General features: G+C 65.9%; 20 protein-coding genes. 8 read left to right on the top strand and 12 right to left on the bottom strand.

Annotation, left to right across the window (positions count from 1 at the left end; translation table 11 throughout):
• Positions 1-123 precede the first annotated feature (123 nt).
• Positions 124-624 carry an N-acetyltransferase gene (locus QZ409_RS21225; protein WP_296715350.1) on the top strand — a complete coding sequence of 167 codons (501 nt, stop codon included), beginning with the start codon at positions 124-126 and terminating at the stop codon, positions 622-624.
• Here QZ409_RS21225 and QZ409_RS21220 read toward each other — a convergent pair.
• Genes QZ409_RS21220 through QZ409_RS21205 form a run of 4 tightly spaced genes read right to left on the bottom strand, consistent with a single transcriptional unit; the run spans position 621 to position 7,469 of the window.
• Positions 621-2,762, bottom strand: coding sequence for a hypothetical protein (locus QZ409_RS21220; protein WP_296715347.1), 2,142 nt, complete (start codon positions 2,760-2,762; stop codon positions 621-623). The two genes, QZ409_RS21225 and QZ409_RS21220, sit on opposite strands and share 4 nt — an antisense overlap.
• Entirely contained in the window at positions 2,759-5,521 is a 2,763-nt protein-coding gene (locus tag QZ409_RS21215; protein ID WP_296715345.1) for a DUF4159 domain-containing protein, read from the bottom strand. The genes QZ409_RS21220 and QZ409_RS21215 overlap by 4 nt, the downstream gene beginning before the upstream one ends.
• Entirely contained in the window at positions 5,518-6,450 is a 933-nt protein-coding gene (locus tag QZ409_RS21210; protein WP_296715344.1) for a DUF58 domain-containing protein, read from the bottom strand. Before QZ409_RS21210 ends, QZ409_RS21215 begins: the two co-directional genes overlap by 4 nt.
• Entirely contained in the window at positions 6,450-7,469 is a 1,020-nt protein-coding gene (locus QZ409_RS21205) for a MoxR family ATPase (protein ID WP_296715343.1), read from the bottom strand. The genes QZ409_RS21210 and QZ409_RS21205 overlap by 1 nt, the downstream gene beginning before the upstream one ends.
• Positions 7,470-7,646: 177 nt before the next feature.
• Between QZ409_RS21205 and QZ409_RS21200 the strand changes: the two genes are divergently transcribed.
• The 6 genes from QZ409_RS21200 (at position 7,647) to QZ409_RS21175 (ending at position 11,820) form a co-directional block, all read left to right on the top strand.
• Complete coding sequence (locus tag QZ409_RS21200) at positions 7,647-8,246, top strand: DUF1285 domain-containing protein (protein WP_296715342.1); 600 nt, start codon at positions 7,647-7,649, stop codon at positions 8,244-8,246.
• Positions 8,243-8,893, top strand: a complete 651-nt coding sequence (locus QZ409_RS21195) for a CoA pyrophosphatase (protein ID WP_296715340.1) — start codon at positions 8,243-8,245, stop codon at positions 8,891-8,893. The genes QZ409_RS21200 and QZ409_RS21195 overlap by 4 nt, the downstream gene beginning before the upstream one ends.
• A complete protein-coding gene (locus QZ409_RS21190; protein ID WP_296715338.1) occupies positions 8,894-9,154 on the top strand; it encodes a DUF6111 family protein in 261 nt (86 codons plus the stop codon). It begins immediately after the preceding gene.
• Positions 9,151-10,437 carry a CCA tRNA nucleotidyltransferase gene (locus QZ409_RS21185; RefSeq protein WP_296715337.1) on the top strand — a complete coding sequence of 429 codons (1,287 nt, stop codon included), beginning with the start codon at positions 9,151-9,153 and terminating at the stop codon, positions 10,435-10,437. The genes QZ409_RS21190 and QZ409_RS21185 overlap by 4 nt, the downstream gene beginning before the upstream one ends.
• 153 nt (positions 10,438-10,590) lie before the next feature.
• Entirely contained in the window at positions 10,591-10,848 is a 258-nt protein-coding gene (locus QZ409_RS21180) for a hypothetical protein (RefSeq protein ID WP_296715336.1), read from the top strand.
• A 294-nt stretch (positions 10,849-11,142) separates the two neighbouring features.
• Positions 11,143-11,820 carry an outer membrane protein gene (locus QZ409_RS21175; protein ID WP_296715333.1) on the top strand — a complete coding sequence of 226 codons (678 nt, stop codon included), beginning with the start codon at positions 11,143-11,145 and terminating at the stop codon, positions 11,818-11,820.
• Between the two features lie 149 nt (positions 11,821-11,969).
• Here QZ409_RS21175 and QZ409_RS21170 read toward each other — a convergent pair whose 3' ends face one another.
• The 8 genes from QZ409_RS21170 to QZ409_RS21135 form a co-directional block, all read right to left on the bottom strand.
• Complete coding sequence (locus QZ409_RS21170; RefSeq protein WP_296715331.1) at positions 11,970-12,575, bottom strand: glutathione S-transferase N-terminal domain-containing protein; 606 nt, start codon at positions 12,573-12,575, stop codon at positions 11,970-11,972.
• A 121-nt stretch (positions 12,576-12,696) separates the two neighbouring features.
• Entirely contained in the window at positions 12,697-12,909 is a 213-nt protein-coding gene (locus QZ409_RS21165) for a cold shock domain-containing protein (protein ID WP_296715319.1), read from the bottom strand.
• A gap of 280 nt (positions 12,910-13,189) precedes the next feature.
• Complete coding sequence (gene rlmJ / locus QZ409_RS21160) at positions 13,190-14,026, bottom strand: 23S rRNA (adenine(2030)-N(6))-methyltransferase RlmJ (protein ID WP_296715316.1); 837 nt, start codon at positions 14,024-14,026, stop codon at positions 13,190-13,192.
• A complete protein-coding gene (locus tag QZ409_RS21155) occupies positions 14,023-14,790 on the bottom strand; it encodes a ribonuclease T2 (protein ID WP_296715313.1) in 768 nt (255 codons plus the stop codon). Before QZ409_RS21155 ends, rlmJ begins: the two co-directional genes overlap by 4 nt.
• Before the next feature lie 25 nt (positions 14,791-14,815).
• A complete protein-coding gene (locus tag QZ409_RS21150; protein WP_296715310.1) occupies positions 14,816-15,286 on the bottom strand; it encodes a hypothetical protein in 471 nt (156 codons plus the stop codon).
• Positions 15,287-15,339: 53 nt separating this feature from the next.
• The gene (locus QZ409_RS21145; protein ID WP_296715308.1) at positions 15,340-16,236 is read right to left on the bottom strand and encodes a WecB/TagA/CpsF family glycosyltransferase; all 897 of its coding nucleotides are present in this window, start codon (positions 16,234-16,236) and stop codon (positions 15,340-15,342) included.
• A gap of 334 nt (positions 16,237-16,570) precedes the next feature.
• Positions 16,571-18,151 (bottom strand): peptide chain release factor 3, encoded by a 1,581-nt coding sequence (locus QZ409_RS21140; protein WP_296715306.1) that lies wholly within the window; start codon positions 18,149-18,151, stop codon positions 16,571-16,573.
• Positions 18,152-18,241: 90 nt separating this feature from the next.
• Entirely contained in the window at positions 18,242-18,718 is a 477-nt protein-coding gene (locus QZ409_RS21135) for a ferritin family protein (protein ID WP_296715303.1), read from the bottom strand.
• A 246-nt stretch (positions 18,719-18,964) separates the two neighbouring features.
• Between QZ409_RS21135 and QZ409_RS21130 the strand changes: the two genes are divergently transcribed.
• Positions 18,965-20,848, top strand: a complete 1,884-nt coding sequence (locus QZ409_RS21130) for an alpha/beta hydrolase (protein WP_296715301.1) — start codon at positions 18,965-18,967, stop codon at positions 20,846-20,848.
• Positions 20,849-20,920 lie beyond the last annotated feature (72 nt).

The raw sequence follows: 20,920 nt of genomic DNA, 5'->3' as shown, positions 1-20,920 counted from the left end.
TTTGCAGCGTCGGCCGCGATTCCGTGGCCGACGCTTTCTCTTTTTGGGGCCGCGAGGCCTTTTCGCGGCCTCCAAAGCAAATTGGCGCTTTCCCCCCGGCGCCGGGGGCGCTAAACCCCCGCCATGTCCGAACTCTCGCTCAACTACGCCCTCGTCACGCCCGCCGACCAGCCGGCCATCCTCAAGCTCGAGGAGCGCGCCTTCGGTCCGGGGCGATTCGCCAAGACCGCCTATCGCCTGCGCGAGGGCGTCGAGCCGGATTGGAGCCTGTCTTACCTCGCCCGGATCGGGCGGATGCTGGTCGGCGCCAACACCATGACGCCAATCGCCATTGGCGGCGCCCCGGCGCTGCTGCTTGGCCCCCTCACGGTCGAGGAGGCCTTTCGCGCGAGAGGGCTTGGCGAGGCTTTGGCCCAGAAATCACTGCAGGCGGCGCGCGACGCAGGTCATGGCCTCGTGATTCTGGTGGGCGATCCGCCGCTTTACGAACGCCTGGGCTTTTCGCGCGCCCCTTTTGGCCGCTTCCAGTTTCCCGGTCCCGTCGATCCCGGCCGCCTGCTTTATTGCGAATTACAGCCGGGCGCGCTGCAAAGCCATAGAGGCGCGGTGACCTCGGGCGTCTAGCCGCCCGAAGGCGACGCCTTCGTCCGCCGGCCTTCCCAGGCCCAGGCGGCGACAAGCGCCCCGAGCAGAACCAGCAGCCCGAACAATCCGACCGCGAGCGGCGTCAGCTTCACGCCGCGCGCCACGCTCGCCTCGGTGCGGCGGATGCCGATATAGTCCGACCCCGCATAGACCGGGCTGTCGCGCATGGCGACGATGCGCGGCATGGAAATGGCGGCCGTCCCCGGCGCGCCGATGCGGCGCACGGAGCCGCCGCTCGCCTCGGCCAGCGGCCGCAGTTTTTCGGGCGTCGAGACGACCTCGCGATATTCCAGCGGATTTTCGGGCCCGACATTGACCAGAGCCGTCAGCTCGCCCTGGCTCACGCGATAGAGCCCGAACTCCTCGGCCTTGAGATTGGCGCGGAACAGGCCCGGCCCCGCCGCCGCCAATGTGACGTCCTGCGTCTTGCCCGAGGGCGCGGTCACGCGCGCCTTGCCGCTTTGCTCGCTCAGGCTCTGGCGCTCGACGGTCAGGTCGCGCCCACGCGCCGTCGCGCGCAAGGCTTCCTCCTCAAGCTCCGGCTCCTTCATCAGCCAATGCGCGACGCGGCGCATCAGATCGACATAAGGCCCGCCGCCCTCGTAGCCGCGCGCCCAGAGCCAGCTCTGATCGGTCAGCAGCAGACCGACGCGGCCCTTGCCCTCGCGCGACAAAACCAGCAGCGGCGCGTCTTTGGCGCCCGTCAGCACCGAGGCGCCGCGCAGGGATGTGGCCTGCTCCTGCCGGAACCATTCGCTCCAGGCGGGCGGTTTGCTCTGGCTTCCCGGCAGGTCGCGCGTGACCGGATGGCGCTCGCCAATCTGCGACAGTGCGGCGCGGAACGGCCCCTCGCTCACTTGGCCGGTCGGCCGCGCCGGGATGATCTTGCCGATCGGCGTATAATAAAGCCCCTCGGGCTCGGCGAAATTCGGCCCCGCGATAATGGCCATCGCCCCGCCGTCGCGGACATATTTGACGATATTGTCGAAATAGGCCGGCGGCAGCAGGCCCATATTGGAATAACGGTCGAACAGGATCAGGTCGAAATCGACGATCTTCCTGCCGAATAGTTCGGCGGTGGGAAAGGCGATCAACGCCAGTTCGCGGATCGGCGTGCCGTCCTGCTTTTCCGGCGGACGCAGGATGGTGAAATGCACCAACTCCACATTGGCGTCGGATTTCAGCAGGTTGCGCCAGGCGCGCTCGCCGGGATTGGGCTCGCCCGAAACCAGCAGCACCTTGAGATGATCGCGGACTCCCTCGACCATCGCCACGGCCTTGTTGTTGATCTCGGTAAGTTCGCCCGGCATCGGCTCGGCGTCGAATTCCAGCACATTGCGCCCGCCATGGCTCAGACGCAGCGGAATCTTCACCGGCTCGCCCGGCCGCGCCAGCACGCGCGTCACAACCTCGCCGTCGCGCCGCACGACGACCGTCACCGGATCGCCCGGGCCATTAGCCTCCTCGACCTTGACCGTGAAGATGATGTCCTTGCCGATCAGGCCGAAACGTGGCGCCTCCACCAGAACCATGCGGCGGTCGCGCTCGCCGGCATGGCCGGTGATGAGCGCATGAAGCGGCGCCTTGAGGCCGGCGGCGGCGAGCGAGGGCGGGATGTCGTGGACCACGCCGTCGGTCACCATGATGATTCCGCCGAGCCGCTCGCTGGCGACGTCGGCGAGACCGGCGTTCAGCGCCGAAAACAGCCGCGTGCCGTCGCCGCCCTCGGACTCGCCGGTGGTTCCTGGGCAGTCGCTCTGGCATGCGCCAACCGCTCCTGCATCGATGAAACGAACCTCGACATTGTCCAACCCCTTGAGCGCCTCGCCGAGCGCGGCGCGCGCGGCCTCGGTCTGGGCGCGGCGGTCGCCGAAATTCTGCGAGGCGCTGTGGTCGAGTACGACCGCGACCACATCGCGCAGACTGTCACGGCGCTCCTCGACCAGCGACGGATTGGCCAGCGCGCCCAGCAGAACCGTGAAAACGAGCGCGCGCAAAATCGCGCCCCTGCGCCGCAGGATCAGGGCGGCGACCACCAATACCGTGGCGAGGATGGCGAACAGGCCGATGAGCCAGAGCGGCGCCAGCGGGGCGAAGGCGAGGCCGAATTCAGTCAATGTCCGAGCCTTTCCAGCAGTTCGGGGACATGGACCTGATCCGCCTTGTAATTGCCGGTCAGCGTGTACATCACGAGATTGACCCCGCCGCGCAGGGCCATTTCGCGCTGGCGCGGCCCCCCCGGCGTCAGCGGATAGAGCGCGTCGCCGCCCTGATCCCCGGCCCAGGCGGCCGCGAGGTCATTGGAGGCGATGACGAGCGGCGATACGCCGTCGCCCGCGCGCGCGGGCCGGCTCTCGGCGGCGCTTTCCGGCGGCAAGGCCTCGATATAGGTCGGGCCGTTTTCCGTGCGGCCGACGAATCCATCGAGCAGATAGAAGGTCCGGGTGACGACATGGTCCTTGGGAATCGGCTCCAGCGGCGGCAGGTCGACGCCCTTGAGGAAGGTCTTGAGCCACGCCTGCGCCGGGGTCGCCGGGCCGTTGTCGAATTGCATGCCGCCGTCGCGGGTGTCGAACAGCACCAGCCCGCCTTGCTTCATATAGGCCTCGATGCGCCGCGCCGCCTCAGGGCCGGGCTGCGGGCGATCCGGCGCAATGGGCCAATAGAGCAGAGGATAGAAGGACAATTCGTCGCGCGCGGGATCGACGCCCTGCGGATCGCTCGGCACGAAGGAAGTGCGCCGCGCCAGCGTTTCCGACAATGAAGAGAGCCCTTCCCGACTGATGCGGTCTACGCGCGCGTCGCCGGTGACGACATAGGCGAGCTTGGTCCCCAACGCGGCCTGAATGTCGCGCGGATTATGCGCCTCTTGTTTCGCAGGCGGCGAGGCGGCGTCTGCGGGTGGCGGCGGCGCGAAGGCGAGCAGCAGGGCGAGCGCGGTGATGGCCGGCGCGACTTGACGCCGCCAGCGCCCGCCGAGCCAGAGCATGGCCAGCGCGTCCGCCAGCGCCAGAATGAAGGCGCCGATCAGCAGCGGCGCCCGCAAATCGACGGCGCGCGGCGCCACCAGTTCGGTCTGACGCAATTTCAGCCCCGCGAGGTCGAGCGGAGCGAGACTCATGCCGCGATTGAAGGCGTTCAGCGCGCGCGGCGCCGCGGCCGAACCATAGAGCCCGGCGGGATGGTCGGCGTCCGGCGCCGCCAATCCCGCAGCCGGCAGCGGCTTGGCGCTGGCGGGCGGCGTTCCGAGCGCGCCGAAGCCGTCGAGCAGACGCCAGGGCGGCAGGAAGGCCCCCGCTTCGCCCGCCTTGCCGACCAGCCCGGCGCGATCGACGATTCGCTTCAACATGTCGACGAATAGGCCCGACAGCGGCACGTTCGACCAGCCGGCGTCCGCCGAAACATGGAACAGGACCAGCGTGCCGGGACCGCGCTTGTCGGCCGTGACCAGAGGCGTGCCGTCAGCAAGCCGCGCCCAGGTCCGGGCAGGCAGGCCTTCGTCGGGCTCGGCCAGAACCTGACGCGACACCGTCGCCTCGGCGGGCGGCGTCAAGCCGAAAAAGGGGCTCGCCTCCTCGAAAGGCGCCAGCGGCTTGGGCTTGTCCCAGGACAGCGCGCCGCCGAGCGTACGCCCGCCGCGCCGCAACCGCGTGGGGAAGAGATCGTCGCCGCCGGAGGCGAGGCGCGGCCCCGCGAAACGAACCAGCGTTCCGCCCGCGGCAAGAAATGCGTCGAGCCGCGCGCGCAAGGCCGGCGCGGCGACATTGACATCGGCCAGGATCAACACGTCCACGCCCTCGTCGAGCAATTGGCCGACCGGATCGCTGGAGCCAGGCTTGGCCTCGCGCAGATCGGCAAAAGGCGAGAGCGCGTCGCGTAAATAGTGCAGCGCGGATAGTAGCGGCTGCTCGCCCGTGGCGCCCGCGACCAGCCCGACCCGGCGGCGGCGCGATCCCGCGTCCAACAGCAGCACGGCGCCGGCGGAGTTTTCGCCAAGAATTTCCAGCCGCGCGATCTCGTTGCGCAAGGCCGCAGGCAGAGCGAATGACGCCTTGGCGGCCAATGTGTTGGCGAAATCGAATTCCGCTTCGCCAATCGAAGCGCCCTTGGCGTCCGTCGCGCGCATGCGTCCCGCAGCCGCGCCGCCCGGCGCCGAGCGCACAAGACGCGCCTCCAGCGCCGTCGCGCCATTATCCGCGCCGGCGATGACCTGAACAGGGCGCGGATTGCGCAGGATTTCCGTATCCGGCGCGAGAGCGGCGAGCTGCGCGGCGAAAGACGCGCCGTCGGAATCCTCCAGTCCATCGGTCAGCCAGACAAGCTGCGCCGTCGGATTGGCTGTCAGGAAGGCGCCGATGGCGACCAAGGACGGCGCGCGGGACGGCAGGAAAGCCTTGGGTTTCAGCGCCCGCAGCCGGGCGAGCGCCGCCGAAGCGTCCTGCGCGTTCAGCGCCTCGGCGGGCGGTTCGGAAAAGCTCATCACCGCTGCGGGCAGGCCGTCGCGCGCCGCTGCCTCAAGCCGCGCTTCCGCCGCCTGAAGACGCAGGGTCCAGTCACTCGCCGCCGTCCAGCCATCGTCGACCAGCAGAAGAAGCGGGCCGCTCTTCAGGACGGGCGCGCCCTTCGGCGTCAACACCGGCCCGGCCATGGCGAGCACGACCAGAGCGGCCAGCGCCATGCGCAGCAGCAACAGCCAGAGCGGCGTGCGCGCGGGCGTGGCGTCGGGCTTTTTCAGATCGAGAATGAGCTTGAGCGGCGGAAAGGCGACGCGTTGCGGCGGCGGCGGCGTCACCCGCAACAGCAGGTAGAGCAGCGGCGCCCCGGCGAGGGCCAGCAACGCCCAAGGCGCGGAAAAGGCGAGTGAAAACAAGCTCATCGTGCGCCATCCGCAGTGAGCGCCAGTCGCAGGTTAAGCAAGGCCTCGGAGGCTGGCCGCTCGGTCGAATGGAGCGAAAAGGTCCAGCCCAGCGCCCGCGCGGACCCGGCCAGGGCGTCGCGGTGGGCAGCGAGCCGCGACCGATAGACGGTGGCATAATCCTCGGCGCGGCCAGCGCGAAGCAGGTCGCCCGCCTCGTCGTAGAATTCGGTCTGGCCGGAGAAGGGAAAGGCCTCTTCGGCGGGATCGAAGATCATCAGGGCGTGGCCGCGCGCGCCCTGGACGCTGAGCCTTTGCAGGCAGGCGGCGAAGGCTGCCGGCTCGACCAGAAAATCGCCGATCAGCGCCGCCTTTTCGCGCGGACGCAGCGGCGCGGCGCGAGGCAGGTCGTCGAAGCTCTCGCCGTTGAGACGGCCTTCGGCGATCAGCGCGACGGCGAGGCTGTCGACAATATCGCGCGCCGCCGTCAGCCGGGTCAGGCCGAGCCATCCGGCGCGCTCGCCCGCGCGCACGCAAGAATCCGCCAGAGCCAGAGCCAGAACAAGCGCGCGCTCCAGCTTGGACTGCGAGGCCAGGGCTGAGCGGTAATTCATCGAGCCGGAGAGATCGGACCAGACCCACAGCACCTGCGCCGCCTCCCATTCGCGCTCGCGCACATAGAGCCGGTCGTCGCGGGCCGAGCGGCGCCAATCGACGTTCTGCGCCGCCTCGCCGGGAATGAAGGGCCGGAACTGCCAGAAATTCTCGCCCATGCCCGCGCGCCGGCGCCCATGCAGGCCGGCCTGCGCCGAGGCCGCCGCCTGCCGCGCGGACAGAGCCAGAGCCGGCAGCCGTCGCGCGAGATCGAGCGCCTGGCGCCGCTTCTCGTGATCGGGCAGCGCCGCTTCGGGCGGCAGGAAGTCGAAGGCGTTCCGGGCGTTGTAGGCCATCAGCCGAATCTTTGCTTCAGCCGCTCGATGACGGCGTCGATGGTCTCGCCATCGGCGCGGGCGCTATAGGTCAAAGCCATGCGATGCTTGAGCGCGGGCCCGGCCAGAGCCAGCACGTCGGCCTTGCTCGGCGCGAGCCGCCCCTGCGTCAGGGCCCGGGCGCGGCAGGCCAGCATCAAGGATTGCGCGGCGCGCGGTCCCGGCCCCCAGGCGACATGCCTGGTCAGTTCGGGATCGCCGTCGCCCGGGCGCACCGCGCGCACGAGATCGAGAATGCAGTCCACAATGGCGGCGCCGACCGGCATCAGCCGCACCAGAGCCTGAATTTCCATCAGCCCGGCGGCATCGATCACCTGTTGCGGGGCCGGACGCTCCTGTCCGGTCGTCTCGATAAGGATGCGCCGCTCGGCGTCACGTTGCGGATAGGGCACGTCGATCTGCAACAGGAAACGGTCGAGCTGCGCCTCCGGCAGCGGATAAGTGCCCTCCTGCTCCAAGGGGTTCTGCGTCGCCAGCACATGGAACGGCCTGGGCAGGTCATAACGCTCGCCCGCGATGGTGACGTGATATTCCTGCATGGCCTGCAGCAGCGCCGATTGCGTGCGCGGGCTGGCGCGGTTGATCTCGTCGGCCATCAGCAATTGCGCGAAGATCGGCCCCTTGATGAAGCGGAAGGCGCGGCGATGGTCGGCGCCCTCCTCCAGCACTTCCGAGCCGAGAATGTCGGTGGGCATCAGGTCCGGCGTGAACTGCACGCGATTGGCGTGGAGGCCGAGCACGCGCCCGAGCGTATCGACCAGCAGCGTTTTGGCGAGCCCCGGCGCGCCGACGAAAAGCGCGTGGCCGCCCGAAAGCAAGGTGACCAGCGCCTCCTCCACCACCAGCTCCTGGCCGAAGATCGCTGCGCCGATGGCCTTGCGCGCAACGGCCAGGGAGTCGAGCGCCTGCTGCGCCCGGGCCTCGATCTGGCTTTCCGTCAGAGGGATGGTCTCGGCCCGGTGGGCGGGTTCGGCGTTCATGCCAGAAATCTCCTGTTGCGGCGCCGTCCGCGATTCGGCGGCTGCATTGTCGGGCCTGCGGCGCCAATATAGGCTGGCTCCCGCCGCCGGAGAACCAGATAATAGGCGCCGCTTCTCCATTCACGGCGTAAAATGCCGCCCAAATCAAGGCGGCGCGCCCGCCTTTGAAGGCCGATGATGAACGATAACCCCAAGTCCGCGCCCGGCGTCCTTTCCGATCCGCTGCAGGGTCTCGCCGCGGCGCAAAAAATCCGGGGGCCGGCGCCGGTCCATTTGTGGAACCCGCCTTATTGCGGCGAGATCGACATGCGCATCGCCCGCGACGGGACCTGGTTCTATAACGGCACGCCAATCGGCCGCCCGGCTCTGGTGCAATTATTCGCCAGCGTGCTGCGCAAGGACCCCGAGCGCTTCGTGCTGGTGACGCCGGTGGAGCGCGTCGGAATCGTGGTGGAGGATGCGCCCTTCCTTGGCGTCGAACTTCTGCGCGAGGGCGAGGGCGCTGGCCAAATCCTGCGGCTGCGCACCAATGTCGAGGAATGGGTCGAGATTTCCGCGAAGAACCCGCTGAAATTCCTGCCGGGCGAAAGCGGCGGGCTGAAGCCCTATGTGCTGGTGCGCGGCGAGTTATGGGCTTTGGTGAAGCGCGCGCTGTTCTATGATCTCGTCGCCTGGGGCGAAGCCCGGGACATAGCGGGCGAGGAAATGTTCGGCGTGTTTTCCGGCGGCGCCTTTTTCACGATGGCGCCCATGCGCGACATCGCGGATTTCACATGAGCGGGTCTTTCGACGCGGCGGATTTCCTGGCGCGCGCCCGCGCGCATTTGCGCCAAGGCTGGCCGGAGGAGGCTTTCGACCCCATGATGCGGCCGCATCATGGCGACCATAAGCTGAACGAGCCCCTGCCCGGCGAAGCCGCTCTGCTGCCCGCGCCGGCGCGTCCCGCCGCCGTGCTCGCGGCGGTGGTTTTTCGCGAGAGCGAGGCGAGCCTCTTGCTGACCCGGCGCGCCGGGTCGCTGCGCGACCATTCCGGCCAGATCGCCTTTCCCGGCGGCAAGATCGAGCCGGGCGAATCCCCGCTCGATGCCGCGCTGCGCGAGGCGGACGAGGAAATCGGCCTCGGGCGCGACAAGGTCGAAATTCTCGGCTGCCTCGATCCCTATCAGACCAGCACGGGCTTCCGCGTCTTTCCGCTGGTCGGAATCGCGCATCCGCCTTTCGACCTCTCGGTGAACGCGCAAGAGGTGGACGAAGTTTTCGAAACGCCGCTGTCCTTCCTGATGAACGGCGCCAACCACCAGCGCCATTTCAGGGAATGGCAGGGGAAACGCCGCCAATTTTACGCCATGCCCTATGAAAACCGCTATATCTGGGGCGCGACGGCGGGCATGATCCGCAATCTTTATGAGAGGCTTTATCCCTAAATGGCGCGTTCGCTGCTCGAATCGCTCGGCCTGTTCGCCGCGCCTTTCCTCCTCTATGCCCTGTTCCTCATTTACCGCTCCCGTCATCCGCTGGTCGTCGCCCATTGGTCTCGCGGCGCCTTGTTCTGGCTGACTTTTGCCGGCCTCTGCCTGGCGATCGCGGGCTTTCTTTATGCGGGCTTTTTCGGCGCGAGCAGCACGGGCGTCTATGTTCCGGCCCATATTGAAAACGGCCGCCTGACGCCGGGACGCTTCCAGTGACGGCGGATCACGAAGAGGCCCTCAAGGCCCTGCTCGGCCGCCGAGGACTGCACAAGGTCTTCGCCGCGCTGGAGGGCGACGAAGTGCGCATCGTCGGCGGCGCCGTGCGCAACGCCCTGCTCGGCCAGCCCATCGCCGACATCGACCTCGCGGTCGCGGCCGAGCCGCAAACCATCGTCGAAAAAGCCGAGCGCGCGGGCGTCCGCGTCGTGCCGACCGGCATCGACCACGGCACCGTGACGCTTATCCTCGAGGGCGCCCATTTCGAAGTCACGTCACTGCGCGAGGACATCGAGACCGACGGGCGCCGCGCCATCGTGCGTTTTGGCGGCGACTTCGCCGCCGACGCCCGGCGCCGCGACTTCACGATCAATGCCCTCTCGGTGGACGCCAAGGGCCGGCTTTACGATTATGTCGGCGGCCTGGACGATCTCGCCGCGCGGCGGGTGCGCTTTATCGGCGATCCACAACAGCGCATCGCGGAAGATTATCTGCGCATCCTGCGCTTTTTCCGCTTCTCGGGCATTTACGGCGAAGGCCCGCTCGACGCGGAAGGTTTCGCCGCCTGCATCGCCCAACGAGCCGGGATCGCAAATCTATCGCGCGAGCGGCTGGGCGGCGAGATGCTGAAAATCCTGGCCTCGCCCCGGTCCCGCGCCGTCGTCGAGGCCATGAGCAAGGCCGGCCTTCTCAGTTTTCTGGGCGTCGCGCCCTGGCCCGCGCGCTATCGCCGCCTCACCGCGCTGCTCGAAACGCGCCGCGCCACCGACGCGCTGCTGTCGCTGGCCGCCCTCGCCCTGCACAGCGAAGCCGATTCCGAACGCCTGACGGAATCTCTGCGCTTGTCGCGCGCCCAAAGACGCCGCCTCGCAGGCATGGCCAACGTGGCGGCCGCCTGGCACGGCGTCAGCGAGGCGCCGGCGGCGGCGCAGTTGCGCGAACAATTATTCCTGCATGGAGCGCAGGCGGCGCGCGACGGCCTCATGCTGGTCCAGGCCGAAGGCCCGGCCGCGCCGGAAGACCAGGAATTTCTCGCCGCCGACGCCTTTCTGCGCGATACGCCGGCGCCGAAAGTCCCCTTCGCCGCCACGGATCTGATCGCGCGCGGCGTCAAGCAGGGCGCAGGACTCGGCGCGAGTCTGAAGCGCCTGCAGGCGGCATGGATTCGAGCCGGCTTCCCGCAGGATCCCAAAAGCATCGCCGCCCTGATCGACGAATCCTGCGGCGCGGGAGGTAGCGGCCCTGAGCTGCAAGAATCCAGCTGGACGCGGCCACGCCATTAATGGTTTAATTTCATGCGGATCATACCTCGACACAGAGGCTTGCCTCTGTGTCGAGGTTAGGCGCGACTGCGCCGCCGAGCTTATGCGAGGGAATCTTTGACCGCGATGAGTCGCGGTCAAAGAGAATTGAGTTAACGCCCTTACAGGACGCGAATGGCCATCGAACGCAAAGAGCCAGGCGACATCGCCGCGCGCATGGCCGCCAATCTCCAGCGGGTCCCGCGCGGCCGGCGCGAGGACGGATTCAGGCGCGAGTCCTACACATTGCCTCGGGAGAAGGCGCGCGAAAAAGCGCGCGAAATCTTCGCCTCCTTTCCCAAGGCCGCCTATATGACGGAAATCGAGTCCTGGCGGGAGCTTGCCGACGGGCGCATCGAATTCACCATGCGCCGCCTGCCCAGCGCCGATTGACGCGCAAAGCGCAATTCTATTCGGCAAGTTCAAACATAATATCTTTATTAACCAACATATTTTGTCACTCGACTTGCCATGAAAAGGTCAGTGATTGAAATAGAAATATATTTAACTAAATAAGCTTGAAAAAATTTGGTTAAATTGGCCCGGCGCCCTTTAATGCAATCTTCGCCATGCGGACAACAAATTCACTAACATCGGTAAACCATTTATTTTTACACTCCAATTACCATTGCAATTCTAAATCACTCCAGACGGCCCCTTACCGAGGCTCGATCTGGAGTTTGTGTGATGAAAAAGGTTTCGATCGCCGTGATCGGCGGAGCGGCGATGTGCATCGCCTCGCTGGCGCAGGCCGCCGATCTGCCCTATCGCAGCGCCGCGCCTGGCAATTACGACTATCCGCCCTCTTTCACCTGGACCGGCCTTTACGCCGGCCTGAACACGGGCGTCGGCATCGGCACGTACAACGGCACGGGCGCGCCCTATTTCGGCAGCGATCCCAAGGGCTGGCTGCTCGGCGTCACCGCCGGCTATAATTATCAGTCCGGCAATCTGCTGATGGGCGGCGAAGCCGATTTCGACTGGTCCCGCATCGCGTCCGACGCCACGGTCTACCCTGGCGTGACCTCGACCGGCATCGTCCAGAACATGAGCACGATTCGCGCGCGTTTCGGCTATACGATGGACCGGATCCTGATCTTTGGGACGGGCGGCTACGCTGGCGCCAGCATTCGCGGCGTTCTCAACAATGTCCCGCGCGGCTCCGTCGCCGACCAATCCTATTGGGCCAATGGCTTTGCCCTGGGCTTCGGCGCCGAATATGCGATCACGCCCCACATCACCGCCAAGGCGGAATATATTTACACGTCCTTCGGCTCCAATACCTATTTCACCGGCACGCCGAACGTGTCGTCGGTGGGCGCCAACATCAATCTGTTGCGCGCCGGCGTAAACTACAAGTTCTGACGCGCGCAATCGCGTTAACCTCCCGCGGCCGCCGATCCGAGCGGCCGGCCGCGGGCAGGATTTGCCCCAAGAAAAGACCTCCCGACGACTTAGACCCCGGCCTCGCGCCGGGCTTTTCCGTTCAGGCGCATGTTTTCAGGCCCAGCTCGTCACGCCCCCGTCGCGGCATAGGCCGGGACGGCGGCGGCGAAGGCGTCGAGCCAGGCCGCGAGACGGGGATGGCCGGCGCGCCAGGCGCCTTCGAAACGCAGGTCGAGATAGCCCAGCGCGCTGGCCAGCGCGACCGCGCCAATATTCGCCTGCGCGGGCGCAGCTACAGTCGCCGGCGGCGCGGCCTCGAGCGTGGCGAGGGCGCGCTCGACCTTGCCGCGCTGAAGCGCGACCCAGCTGGCGCTGCGCTCGTTCGCCTCGCGCATCCGGTTTTCATAGACTTGCAGGAGGCTGGCGTCGGCCAGGCCGTCGGCCAGGGCTTCAAGCGTCAGCGCGGCGAAACGCGCTTCGCTTTCGCGGGGGATGAGGCCGCCGCCCGCGAGATCGTCCAGGAAAGCGACGATGACCGCGCTGTCATAGACGCAAATTCCGTCATCGCGTTCCAGCGTCGGGATCTTGCCGAGCGGATTTTTCTGGCGAATGGCGTCCTGCGGATTGACCGTATCGGTGACGACCAGTTCGATCCTGTTATCAAGACCGAGCAGCGACGCGACGATGCGCACTTTGCGCGAATAGGGCGAAGGCGGCGAATAATACAGCTTCATGGCGCGAACTCCGGCGGCGCGTGACATCTGCGCGAGAATCGGAACGCCCAAGGCGATACCAATTCTCGCGCAAGCTGCAAGTCTTTCACGCTTTGCGTCTTACGCGCGCCGCCGCGCGCGATCATTCCAGATGCAGATTGACCGCCTTTGGCCCCTTCCCCTTCTTGTCAGGCTCGATCTCGAAGGTGATCGTCTGGCCCTCGTTCAGAGAGGCGAGACCCGCCTGTTCGACAGCGGTGATGTGGACAAAAATATCCCTCCCTCCGTCGTTGGGCTTGATGAAGCCATAGCCTTTGTCGACATTGAAAAACTTGATTGTGCCCGTTTGCGCCATGACGCTTTTCCTCCGGTCGTGGCCGATGGTTCGGGCAGGGCGCCGGCGCGGCGCTGGATTGCAATTCCAACATGCAGTCCACCCGGTCCGAAACAGTCGGCCGATTGGCGGATCGCCTTGCTTTATAAATGCTTCTTATCGCAAGACGGGCTGCGCATTTTTTTGTCGTCAGCCCCTTCGCCGAAGCGAAGCCTCCCCCAATTGCAATCAAGTTGCGGCAGAATCCGTCGCTTGGCAAGTCTCGACTCTTCCAACCAAGGCGCCGGGCGAAACCTCGCGCTCAAGCCGCGCCGTAACGCTCCATGAAAAATTCCGCGCCCGGCCCGCGCGCCAGCGCGAGCGTCAGCGCGGGAAGAAGTATTTGTAATTCCTGTTCAAGCACATAGGGCGGATTGACGATCAGCAGCCCGGTGCGCGCCAACGGCCGGCCCGGCTGCGGCGCCTCGACCTGAAGATCGACGCGCAGGCAATCGGGCGCCTCCGCCGCGATGGCGCGGCAGAAGGCCGCCGCCACCTCCGGCTCCTTCACCGGCTGCCAGACCATATAGGTCCCGCCCGGCCATTTGCGCAGCGCGGCCTGAAGCGAGTCGAAAGCGCGCTCATATTCGTCCCGCCGCTCGAAGGGCGGGTCGATCAGCACGAGACCGCGCCGTTCCACCGGCGGGACATAGGCCTTGAGCCCGGTATAGCCGTCGATCTCGATGGCCTTGACGCGCGGGTCGCGGCCCAGCGCCCGGCGCAAGTCTTGCGCGGCTTGCGGCAGCAATTCGCAGAAGGCCGCGCGATCTTGCGGGCGCATCAGCGCCTGCGCGATCAAAGGCGAGCCGGGATAAAATTTCGGCGCGCCAGCCGCACGGACCGCTTCGAGATAAGGCGCCAGCAAGTCCCCGGCAGCGCCGGGAACGGGATCGTCAAGCAGGCGCAGGATCCCGTCCTTCGCCTCGTTGGAGCGCGCCGCCTCCGGCCCCGCGAGATCGTAAAGGCCCGCGCCGGCATGGGTGTCGATGACGCGGAACGGCTTGTCCTTGCGGCGCAGGTAAAGCAGAGCGCGCGTCAAGGCCGCATGTTTCAGGACATCGGCGAAATTGCCCGCATGGAACTCGTGGCGATAGTTCATTGCGCGGTGGGCATCACGATGCTCTGGCTGCGGCAGCCTTGACGCACGACTTCCGGGCAAGCGACGAAAGACCGCAGATCCCGCGACAGGCAGAATCGCGCCTCCTGAAACGTCCCGCGCCGGCAAACCACCGCCATCATGCCCGGACGAAGCCGGGGATTGGCGTCGATGAAGGCGCGCTGGATGTCGAGCGGCGAGACCTGCCGATCCTCTTGCGGCCCCTTGAAGGCCGTGGGGATGGCGATGGCGTCGCGCGCTGCGCGGACGTCGGCGAAGTAGCCCGAGGGGCTTTTGCCGGAGCACAGGCCGTGCTGGCGCCACTCATGACGGGCGAGACCCTGATCGGGATAGAGGTCGCCCAGTCCGGACAGGACCGAAAAAGGCAGGAAGCCATCGCCGCCGCAGCGGCTGGGATAGCCGTTCTGATATTGCGGCCACAGCCCATGCGTGACGAAGCCGGGATTGGCGCCCGGCGCGCATTGGGCTGGTGACCGCTGCGACCCGCCCGTGGTGCAGAAAGCCGGGGACCAGGACAAAGCCAGTACGTAGAAATCGAAATCGCCGGAGGGCGCGCCGCCGCCGCCGCGCGGACCGGGCCATTGCCGCGACGGCGGGGCGTCCTGCGCGGGCGCCGAATCGCGCGCCGAGTCAGGCGCGTCCCGCGAGGGCCTTTGGTCGGCGCAATTGTCGAGAATGCAGTCGCTGGCGGCCAGCGCCTGGGTCGAAGCGAAGGCCAGCAAAGCAGCGACAAGCAGGCGCTTCATCTTCACCCCGCCGCCCGGTGGGGCCTTACGGGCCGACCCCGTCGCAATTCGGCGAATAGGCGTGATAGCGGTCGAGGCCGATGACGCACCATTCGACGCCGCGGCCGATTCCTGCGAAACCGCCGCGCTCGATGAGATTATATTTCAGCGTCCGCTCGCGCTGGTCGTTGAACATGGCCCTTGCCGCGCAGAAACGGCGGGGAACCAGATCGGGGCCATTGCTGCGGAAGCCGGTCTCGCGAATGGCGGTAAAACCCGTGATCTGCAATGGCGAATTGAAGCCGAAGGCTTCGGCGTCATGCAGCCGCGCGGCGATCTCCTGCAACGTGATCCAGTCGTCGCAGGCCGGCATCCTGCCATCATAGGGAAGCGTGAAGAATTCTTCCGCGGGCTGGAGCGGGCGGGCGACGGCCGCGCCCGCGCAGAGCGACAAAGCCAAGCTCGCGCAGAACGAAAAGATGGTGGCGGCCACAATGGCGCGACGCGTAGGCTGCATGGAATCCCCCGGCTGCGAACGCGGTCGACGATGCGCAAAGAACCGCAGGCGCGTCAAGGCGCTTTTCGCGCCAAACGCCTTTCTACCGGCCATCCGGCGCCATTCGGCTGGAGCGCGTGGCCGTGGAACAACATTATGACGCCATTTCGCACCGATTCGAGCGCCCGCTGGCCCTTCGCGCGAAGGGAGGCGAGGCTCTGCTCGATCCGCAATCCCGCCAGCAGCGCCGCGCATTGAAAATAGCGTCCCGCCATGCGGCGCGGCTGGGTCGCGAGGCGCCACGCCCATTCCATGCCGACGGACTGGACGAAGACTGGCGCTCTGACCTGGGCCCCCGACTGGAAATCCGCCGCCGCGCCGACGCAGACGAATCCAATTTCGGGATGGCTCCGCGCCACGCGGTCGGCGAAAAGCTCCTGCTTGGGCGCGCCAAGGCAAACGAAGCAGAGGCGCGCGCCGCTCGCGGCGATCGCCGCGCCGGCGGCGTCCGCCGCGCTGGAGAAGGGATCGAAGCCGAACGCGGGGCTGGCGACGTAAACCACATCGAGCCCGGGCGCCAGCGCCCGCAGCCGATCCGCCGCCGCCGCAAGGCTTTCGGGCGTGGAGCCAAACAAGGCGACCGGGATTTTGTCGCGCGCCGCCATGCGGCAGAGCGGAACAAGAAGATCGGCGCCCGTGGCGCGGCGGACAGCCGCCGTCTGCTGACGCGCCAGGGCGGCGATGGGCGCCCCGTCGGCCGATACGAAATTCATCCGCTCATAAGCCGCGCCGAAAGCCGAATCCGAACGCAGCTTGACCAGATGATCGAGATTGAGCGTGGCGAAATTGAAACCTCTGCGAGCCCTCAGGCGCGCCCGCACACAGGCGACGGCGTCATCAAGCGTGCAAATATTGATCGCATGCCCGTCGACGTGAGCGACGGCATCATGTGGCGCGCCATCCCGATACATTGAGACCACTCCGCAAGGTTTTGTCTTGTGGAATGCAATCTAGCCATGCAAAAACTATTTTCAATGCAGGGCAAAAACACCACTTTTGTCGTTTAACGTGCTCGAAATAAGTCTTTTAAGCCTTTCCAATGCAAACCTGTTTCAAATGAATACTTGTCTGGATCAATTGAAAACGCCGGAAATGGCGCGTGTTTTAAAATGACACATTTTGATGCTGCAGAAAATTTTATTCAAATCAACGGCATAGTAAATTTTTCACTGCAGGAGCGCGCCGGCTTTTGGGCGCATTCCCGCCGCTTCGGACCAAGCTTGCGTGGCGCGACGGCGCATGTCCTCAAGCCTTGCCGACCTGGTAATCCTTGATGTCGTCGAACTTGATCGCCGGCCAGCGCTCCTGGTCGTAGCGCAGGTTGAATGCCGATTGCGCGAGGAAGACAGGCGCGCCGTCGAGATCATTGGCCATGGACGAGGGATAGGCGCGCACGAATTTCTCCAGCTCGGCCGTATCGTCGGCGCTCACCCAGCGGCAGATTTCGAACCGACTGGTCTCGAAACTGACCGGCAGGCCATATTCCGCTTGCAGGCGTTCGCTCAGCACGTCGAGTTGCAGCGCGCCGACGACGCCGACCATGGCGGGCGATCCGTCATGCGGCAAAAAGAGCTGCACCACGCCCTCCTCCGCCATCTGCTGCAAGGCCTCGCGCAATTTCTTGGCCTTCATGGCGTCGCCGAGTTTTACGCGGTGTAGAATTTCGGGCGCGAAGCTGGGCACGCCGCGAAAGACCAGATTCTCCCCCTCGGTCAAGGTGTCGCCGATGCGCAGCGCGCCGTGATTGGGAATACCGACCACATCGCCCGCAAAAGCCTCTTCGGCCAGCTGGCGGTCCTGCGCAAAGAAGAATTGCGGCGCGTTGAGCGCGATATTCTTGCCGGTGCGCGACAGCCGCGCCTTCATGCCGCGCAGCAGCCTGCCCGAGGTCACGCGCAGAAAGGCGATGCGGTCGCGGTGGTTGGGGTCCATATTCGCCTGAATCTTGAACACGAAGCCGGTCATCTTGTTCTCGCGCGGATCGACCGTGCGGGTCGATGCGGCGACGGGCTGCGGCGGCGGGGCGAATTCGGCGAGCGCGTCAATTAGGTCCTGCACGCCGAATTTCTTCAGCGCCGAGCCGAAGAAGACTGGCGTGAGATGGCCTTCGAGAAAGGCCGCGACGTCGAAAGGCTTTTGCGCCTCGCGCGCCAGCTCGATTTCCTCGGCCGCCAGCAGCGCGTCCGCCGTCGATGAGATTTCCTCGATTTTCGGATCGTCCGGGCCGGAGACCTTGATCGGCTCCGCGTCCTCTTCCAGTCGGCGCACGATATTGGCGCGCAGATCATAGGTTCCGGCGAAGCTTCGGCCGCGCCCGATCGGCCAGGTCAGCGCCACGGTGTCGAGCGCCAGCGTTTTCTCGATTTCGTCAAGCAGGTCGAAAACGTCGCGCGACTCGCGGTCCATCTTGTTGACGAAAGTGATGATCGGAATGTCGCGCAGCCGGCAGACTTCGAACAGTTTTCGCGTGCGCGCCTCGATGCCCTTGGCGGCGTCGATCACCATGATCGCGCTGTCGACCGCCGTCAGCGTGCGATAGGTGTCTTCGGAGAAGTCCTCGTGGCCGGGCGTGTCGAGCAGGTTATAGACGCAGTCGCCATATTCGAAGGTCATCACGGAGGTGACCACCGAAATGCCGCGCTCCCGCTCGATGCCCATCCAGTCCGAGCGGGTCTGACGGCGGTTGGCCTTGGCGCGCACCTCGCCCGCGAGCTGGATCGCGCCGCCGAACAGCAGCAGCTTTTCGGTGAGCGTGGTCTTGCCGGCGTCGGGATGCGAAATAATGGCGAAGGTGCGCCGACGCGCGACGGGATCTATATTTTTCATGACAAGCCGGGGCGGGAAAACAGGTCCCGGCTGATTAGCGCATGAGACGGCCGCAGCGCAAACTTATTGACGCGCCACGCAGCCTCCCGCTCACTCGGCCGATGCGGACTGGACGGAGTCGGCGGCGGCGATCCATTTTTTCAGCTCGGCGACATGCTCCGCCTCTTCATTGACAAATTCGGCGGCCTGGGCCTTGATCTCCGGATCGTCCGTGCTGTCGAGGACCGACTTGTAATAATCATGGCCGGCTTTTTCGGCGGCCAGCGCGATTTCGAGCGCCTCGCGACGGCTCAACATCGGGTCCGCGCCCCAGATCGCCGCGGCCTCGGGGCTTTCGAGATCGGGCCATACGAGATCCTGGGCCGCGATCTCCGGAATGTCGCGGAAGCCCGCGCGGGCCTTGGCGTCGGCGAGGTGCAGGCGCGAATAATCCGCCAGGCGGCGGAACAATTGCCCGACTTCCTTGTTGCCGCCCGCTTCCATGGCGTCGGCCAGTTCGCCGAAACGCGCCGCAGCTTCCTGTTCAAGGTGAATGGTGTAGGCCAGAAATTCCTCGACCGTCTGCATCGAATATCTCCCGATCTGTCTGGCGTCGTTTTTCGATGACTTTTTTCTTACTCCTGCTCCCTCAGGGAGCAAGCTGCTTTTTTGTGCAAAACCTAAATTACGGGCATGGAAAGGCCCAGTTTTGGCGCAAAAGCGCCGAATAAAGCCGCGCGTTCGGATGCGAGTTCAGTTCGGCGCGTGAAATGATGTAACCTTTGCGACGGCCTCCGCGTATCCATTTCAGTTGCTCAACGCCGGACCAGACCCATGCCGCTCCGCCTCGCCGTCATCCTCGCCTTGCTTTGCCTCGCCGCCCCGGCCGGCGCGGCGGAAATCCGTCTGGCCGTGCCCTCGGCCTTCGCGGAAGACATTTTCGTGAAAAGCCTGCTGGCCAGCAAGATATTGGCTGGCGCGGGCGTGACCGTCGCGCCGAAGCCAGTGGCGAGCGACGCCGAGGCCTTGGCGGCGCTAGAAAAAGGCGAGGCGGACCTTGCCGTCTTCGCGCTCGACGGCGAGAACCGCCGCGCCCTGCAGAATTCAGGCGCGGCGACGACGCTGCTGACCCGGCCCTTCATGTTCAAATCCGCCGAGGAGGTCTTTCTGATGCAGGATTCCTTCCTCGGCATGGCGGCGACCGCCGACGCCAGCCGGTCGGGCCTGTTTCCGCTGAAAATCTGGACCCATTCCATTGCCTATCTTCTCACGCATGAGCCGATCCGCTCGGAGGAGGATTTCGCGCGCCTCAAGGTCGCGGCCGAGGACGGTGCGCCCGACGCCAGGATCCTATCCGCCGCAGGGGCGCATCCGGCTGGCGCGATGTCGGCGATGGGGCGCGACGGCGCCAATGCGATCGAGACGCATCTCGGCGACGAGATCTCCGGTTTCGCGGCCAGCATGAATGGCAAGCTCTATCTAACCATCGGCTGGCAGGAGACCGGCTTGCTCGCCGCCGCGCCGGATTCCTGGCGGCGGGCCCGGGAAATCGAGAAGAACGCGATCAAGACCGCAGCAGAACAGGCCCGGGCCGACGCTAATTCCGGCCTCATGGCGCGCCAGGCCGCCTTCCTTCAGGCGCCCAATGTCGAATTCAACCAGCTCGAACATGGCGCCCAGATGGAGTTGGCCATGCGCGCGGGCGGCGGCGGCGAAGCGGCGATGACGGAGGAAACCGCGCTGTGGCGCAAGGCCGAGATCGAGGTTCACGGCCAGACGCCCGCCGCGACCGCCGCCGGGCCGAAAATGGCGCGGAATTCGCCGGTGCTCTTCGCGACCGACCGCAATGACGAAAAGATGGGTAATCTGGCGACCCGCTTCGGCGCCCGCCGTCTCGATCCATTCGAGTTCAGCTGCGGCTATCTCGGCTCGCCGGCCCGCCATTCCGGCGAGCCGAGTCTGCCGGCCGCGCCCCTCAGCCTCGTCAAGGGCGTGGAAGACTGCGCCCGGGAAATCGTCGCGCGAACCCGCGCCGCAGGCGCCAGCAAGATTCTCTTCGTCATCCATGGCTTCAACATCGATTTCTCCGGCCTGATGTGGCGCGCCTTGCAAGTGGCTTCGGATCTCGACTATGACGGCGCCATCGTCGGCTGGAGCTGGCCCTCGGAGGGTTCGGCCTTTTCCTATGCCTATGACGAGGATTCCAACGCCTGGAGCGAGCCGCATCTCGCTGAACTGGTGAGCGAGATCGCGGCGATCGCGCCGGATTTTCAGATCGATTTCGTCGCCCACAGCATGGGCAACCGCATTCTTTTGCAGATGTTGCGCGAATTCGCGCAGGCGAAGTCCAGCATACGCATTGGCGCCGCCGTCTTCGCCGCGCCTGACATTTCGCAGGATGTTTTTCGTGAACAATTGCGCCAGGCCCGCAAGATCGGGGCGCTGCGTACGCTCTATGCGTCGGAATATGACCGCGCGATCCTGATTTCGGAGAGCTATCACAAAGCCCCGCGCGCCGGCAGCGGCGGCGCCAATATCCTGGTGACCGGGGGCGTCGAATCCGTCGACACCCGCCTGTCCGGCCATTCTTATGTCTTCGACGAGCCCAAGGCGATCGAGGATTTCCGGAAGATCGTCAATCGCGAGACGGCGGCGACGGGACGCGGCCTGCCGGCGCGCGAAAAGGCCGGGGCGGCCTACTGGGTGATCGAACCCTGAGACGCGTCAAGCCGCGTCTTGAGCAAAGCGGGGCAAAATCGCGTATATTATCGTGGGTCGAAGGAGAGAAGG

This window comes from Rhodoblastus sp., assembly GCF_019449565.1.
Taxonomy (GTDB): Bacteria; Pseudomonadota; Alphaproteobacteria; order Rhizobiales; family Beijerinckiaceae; genus Rhodoblastus.
This window is presented reverse-complemented; position numbering and strand designations above follow the sequence as displayed.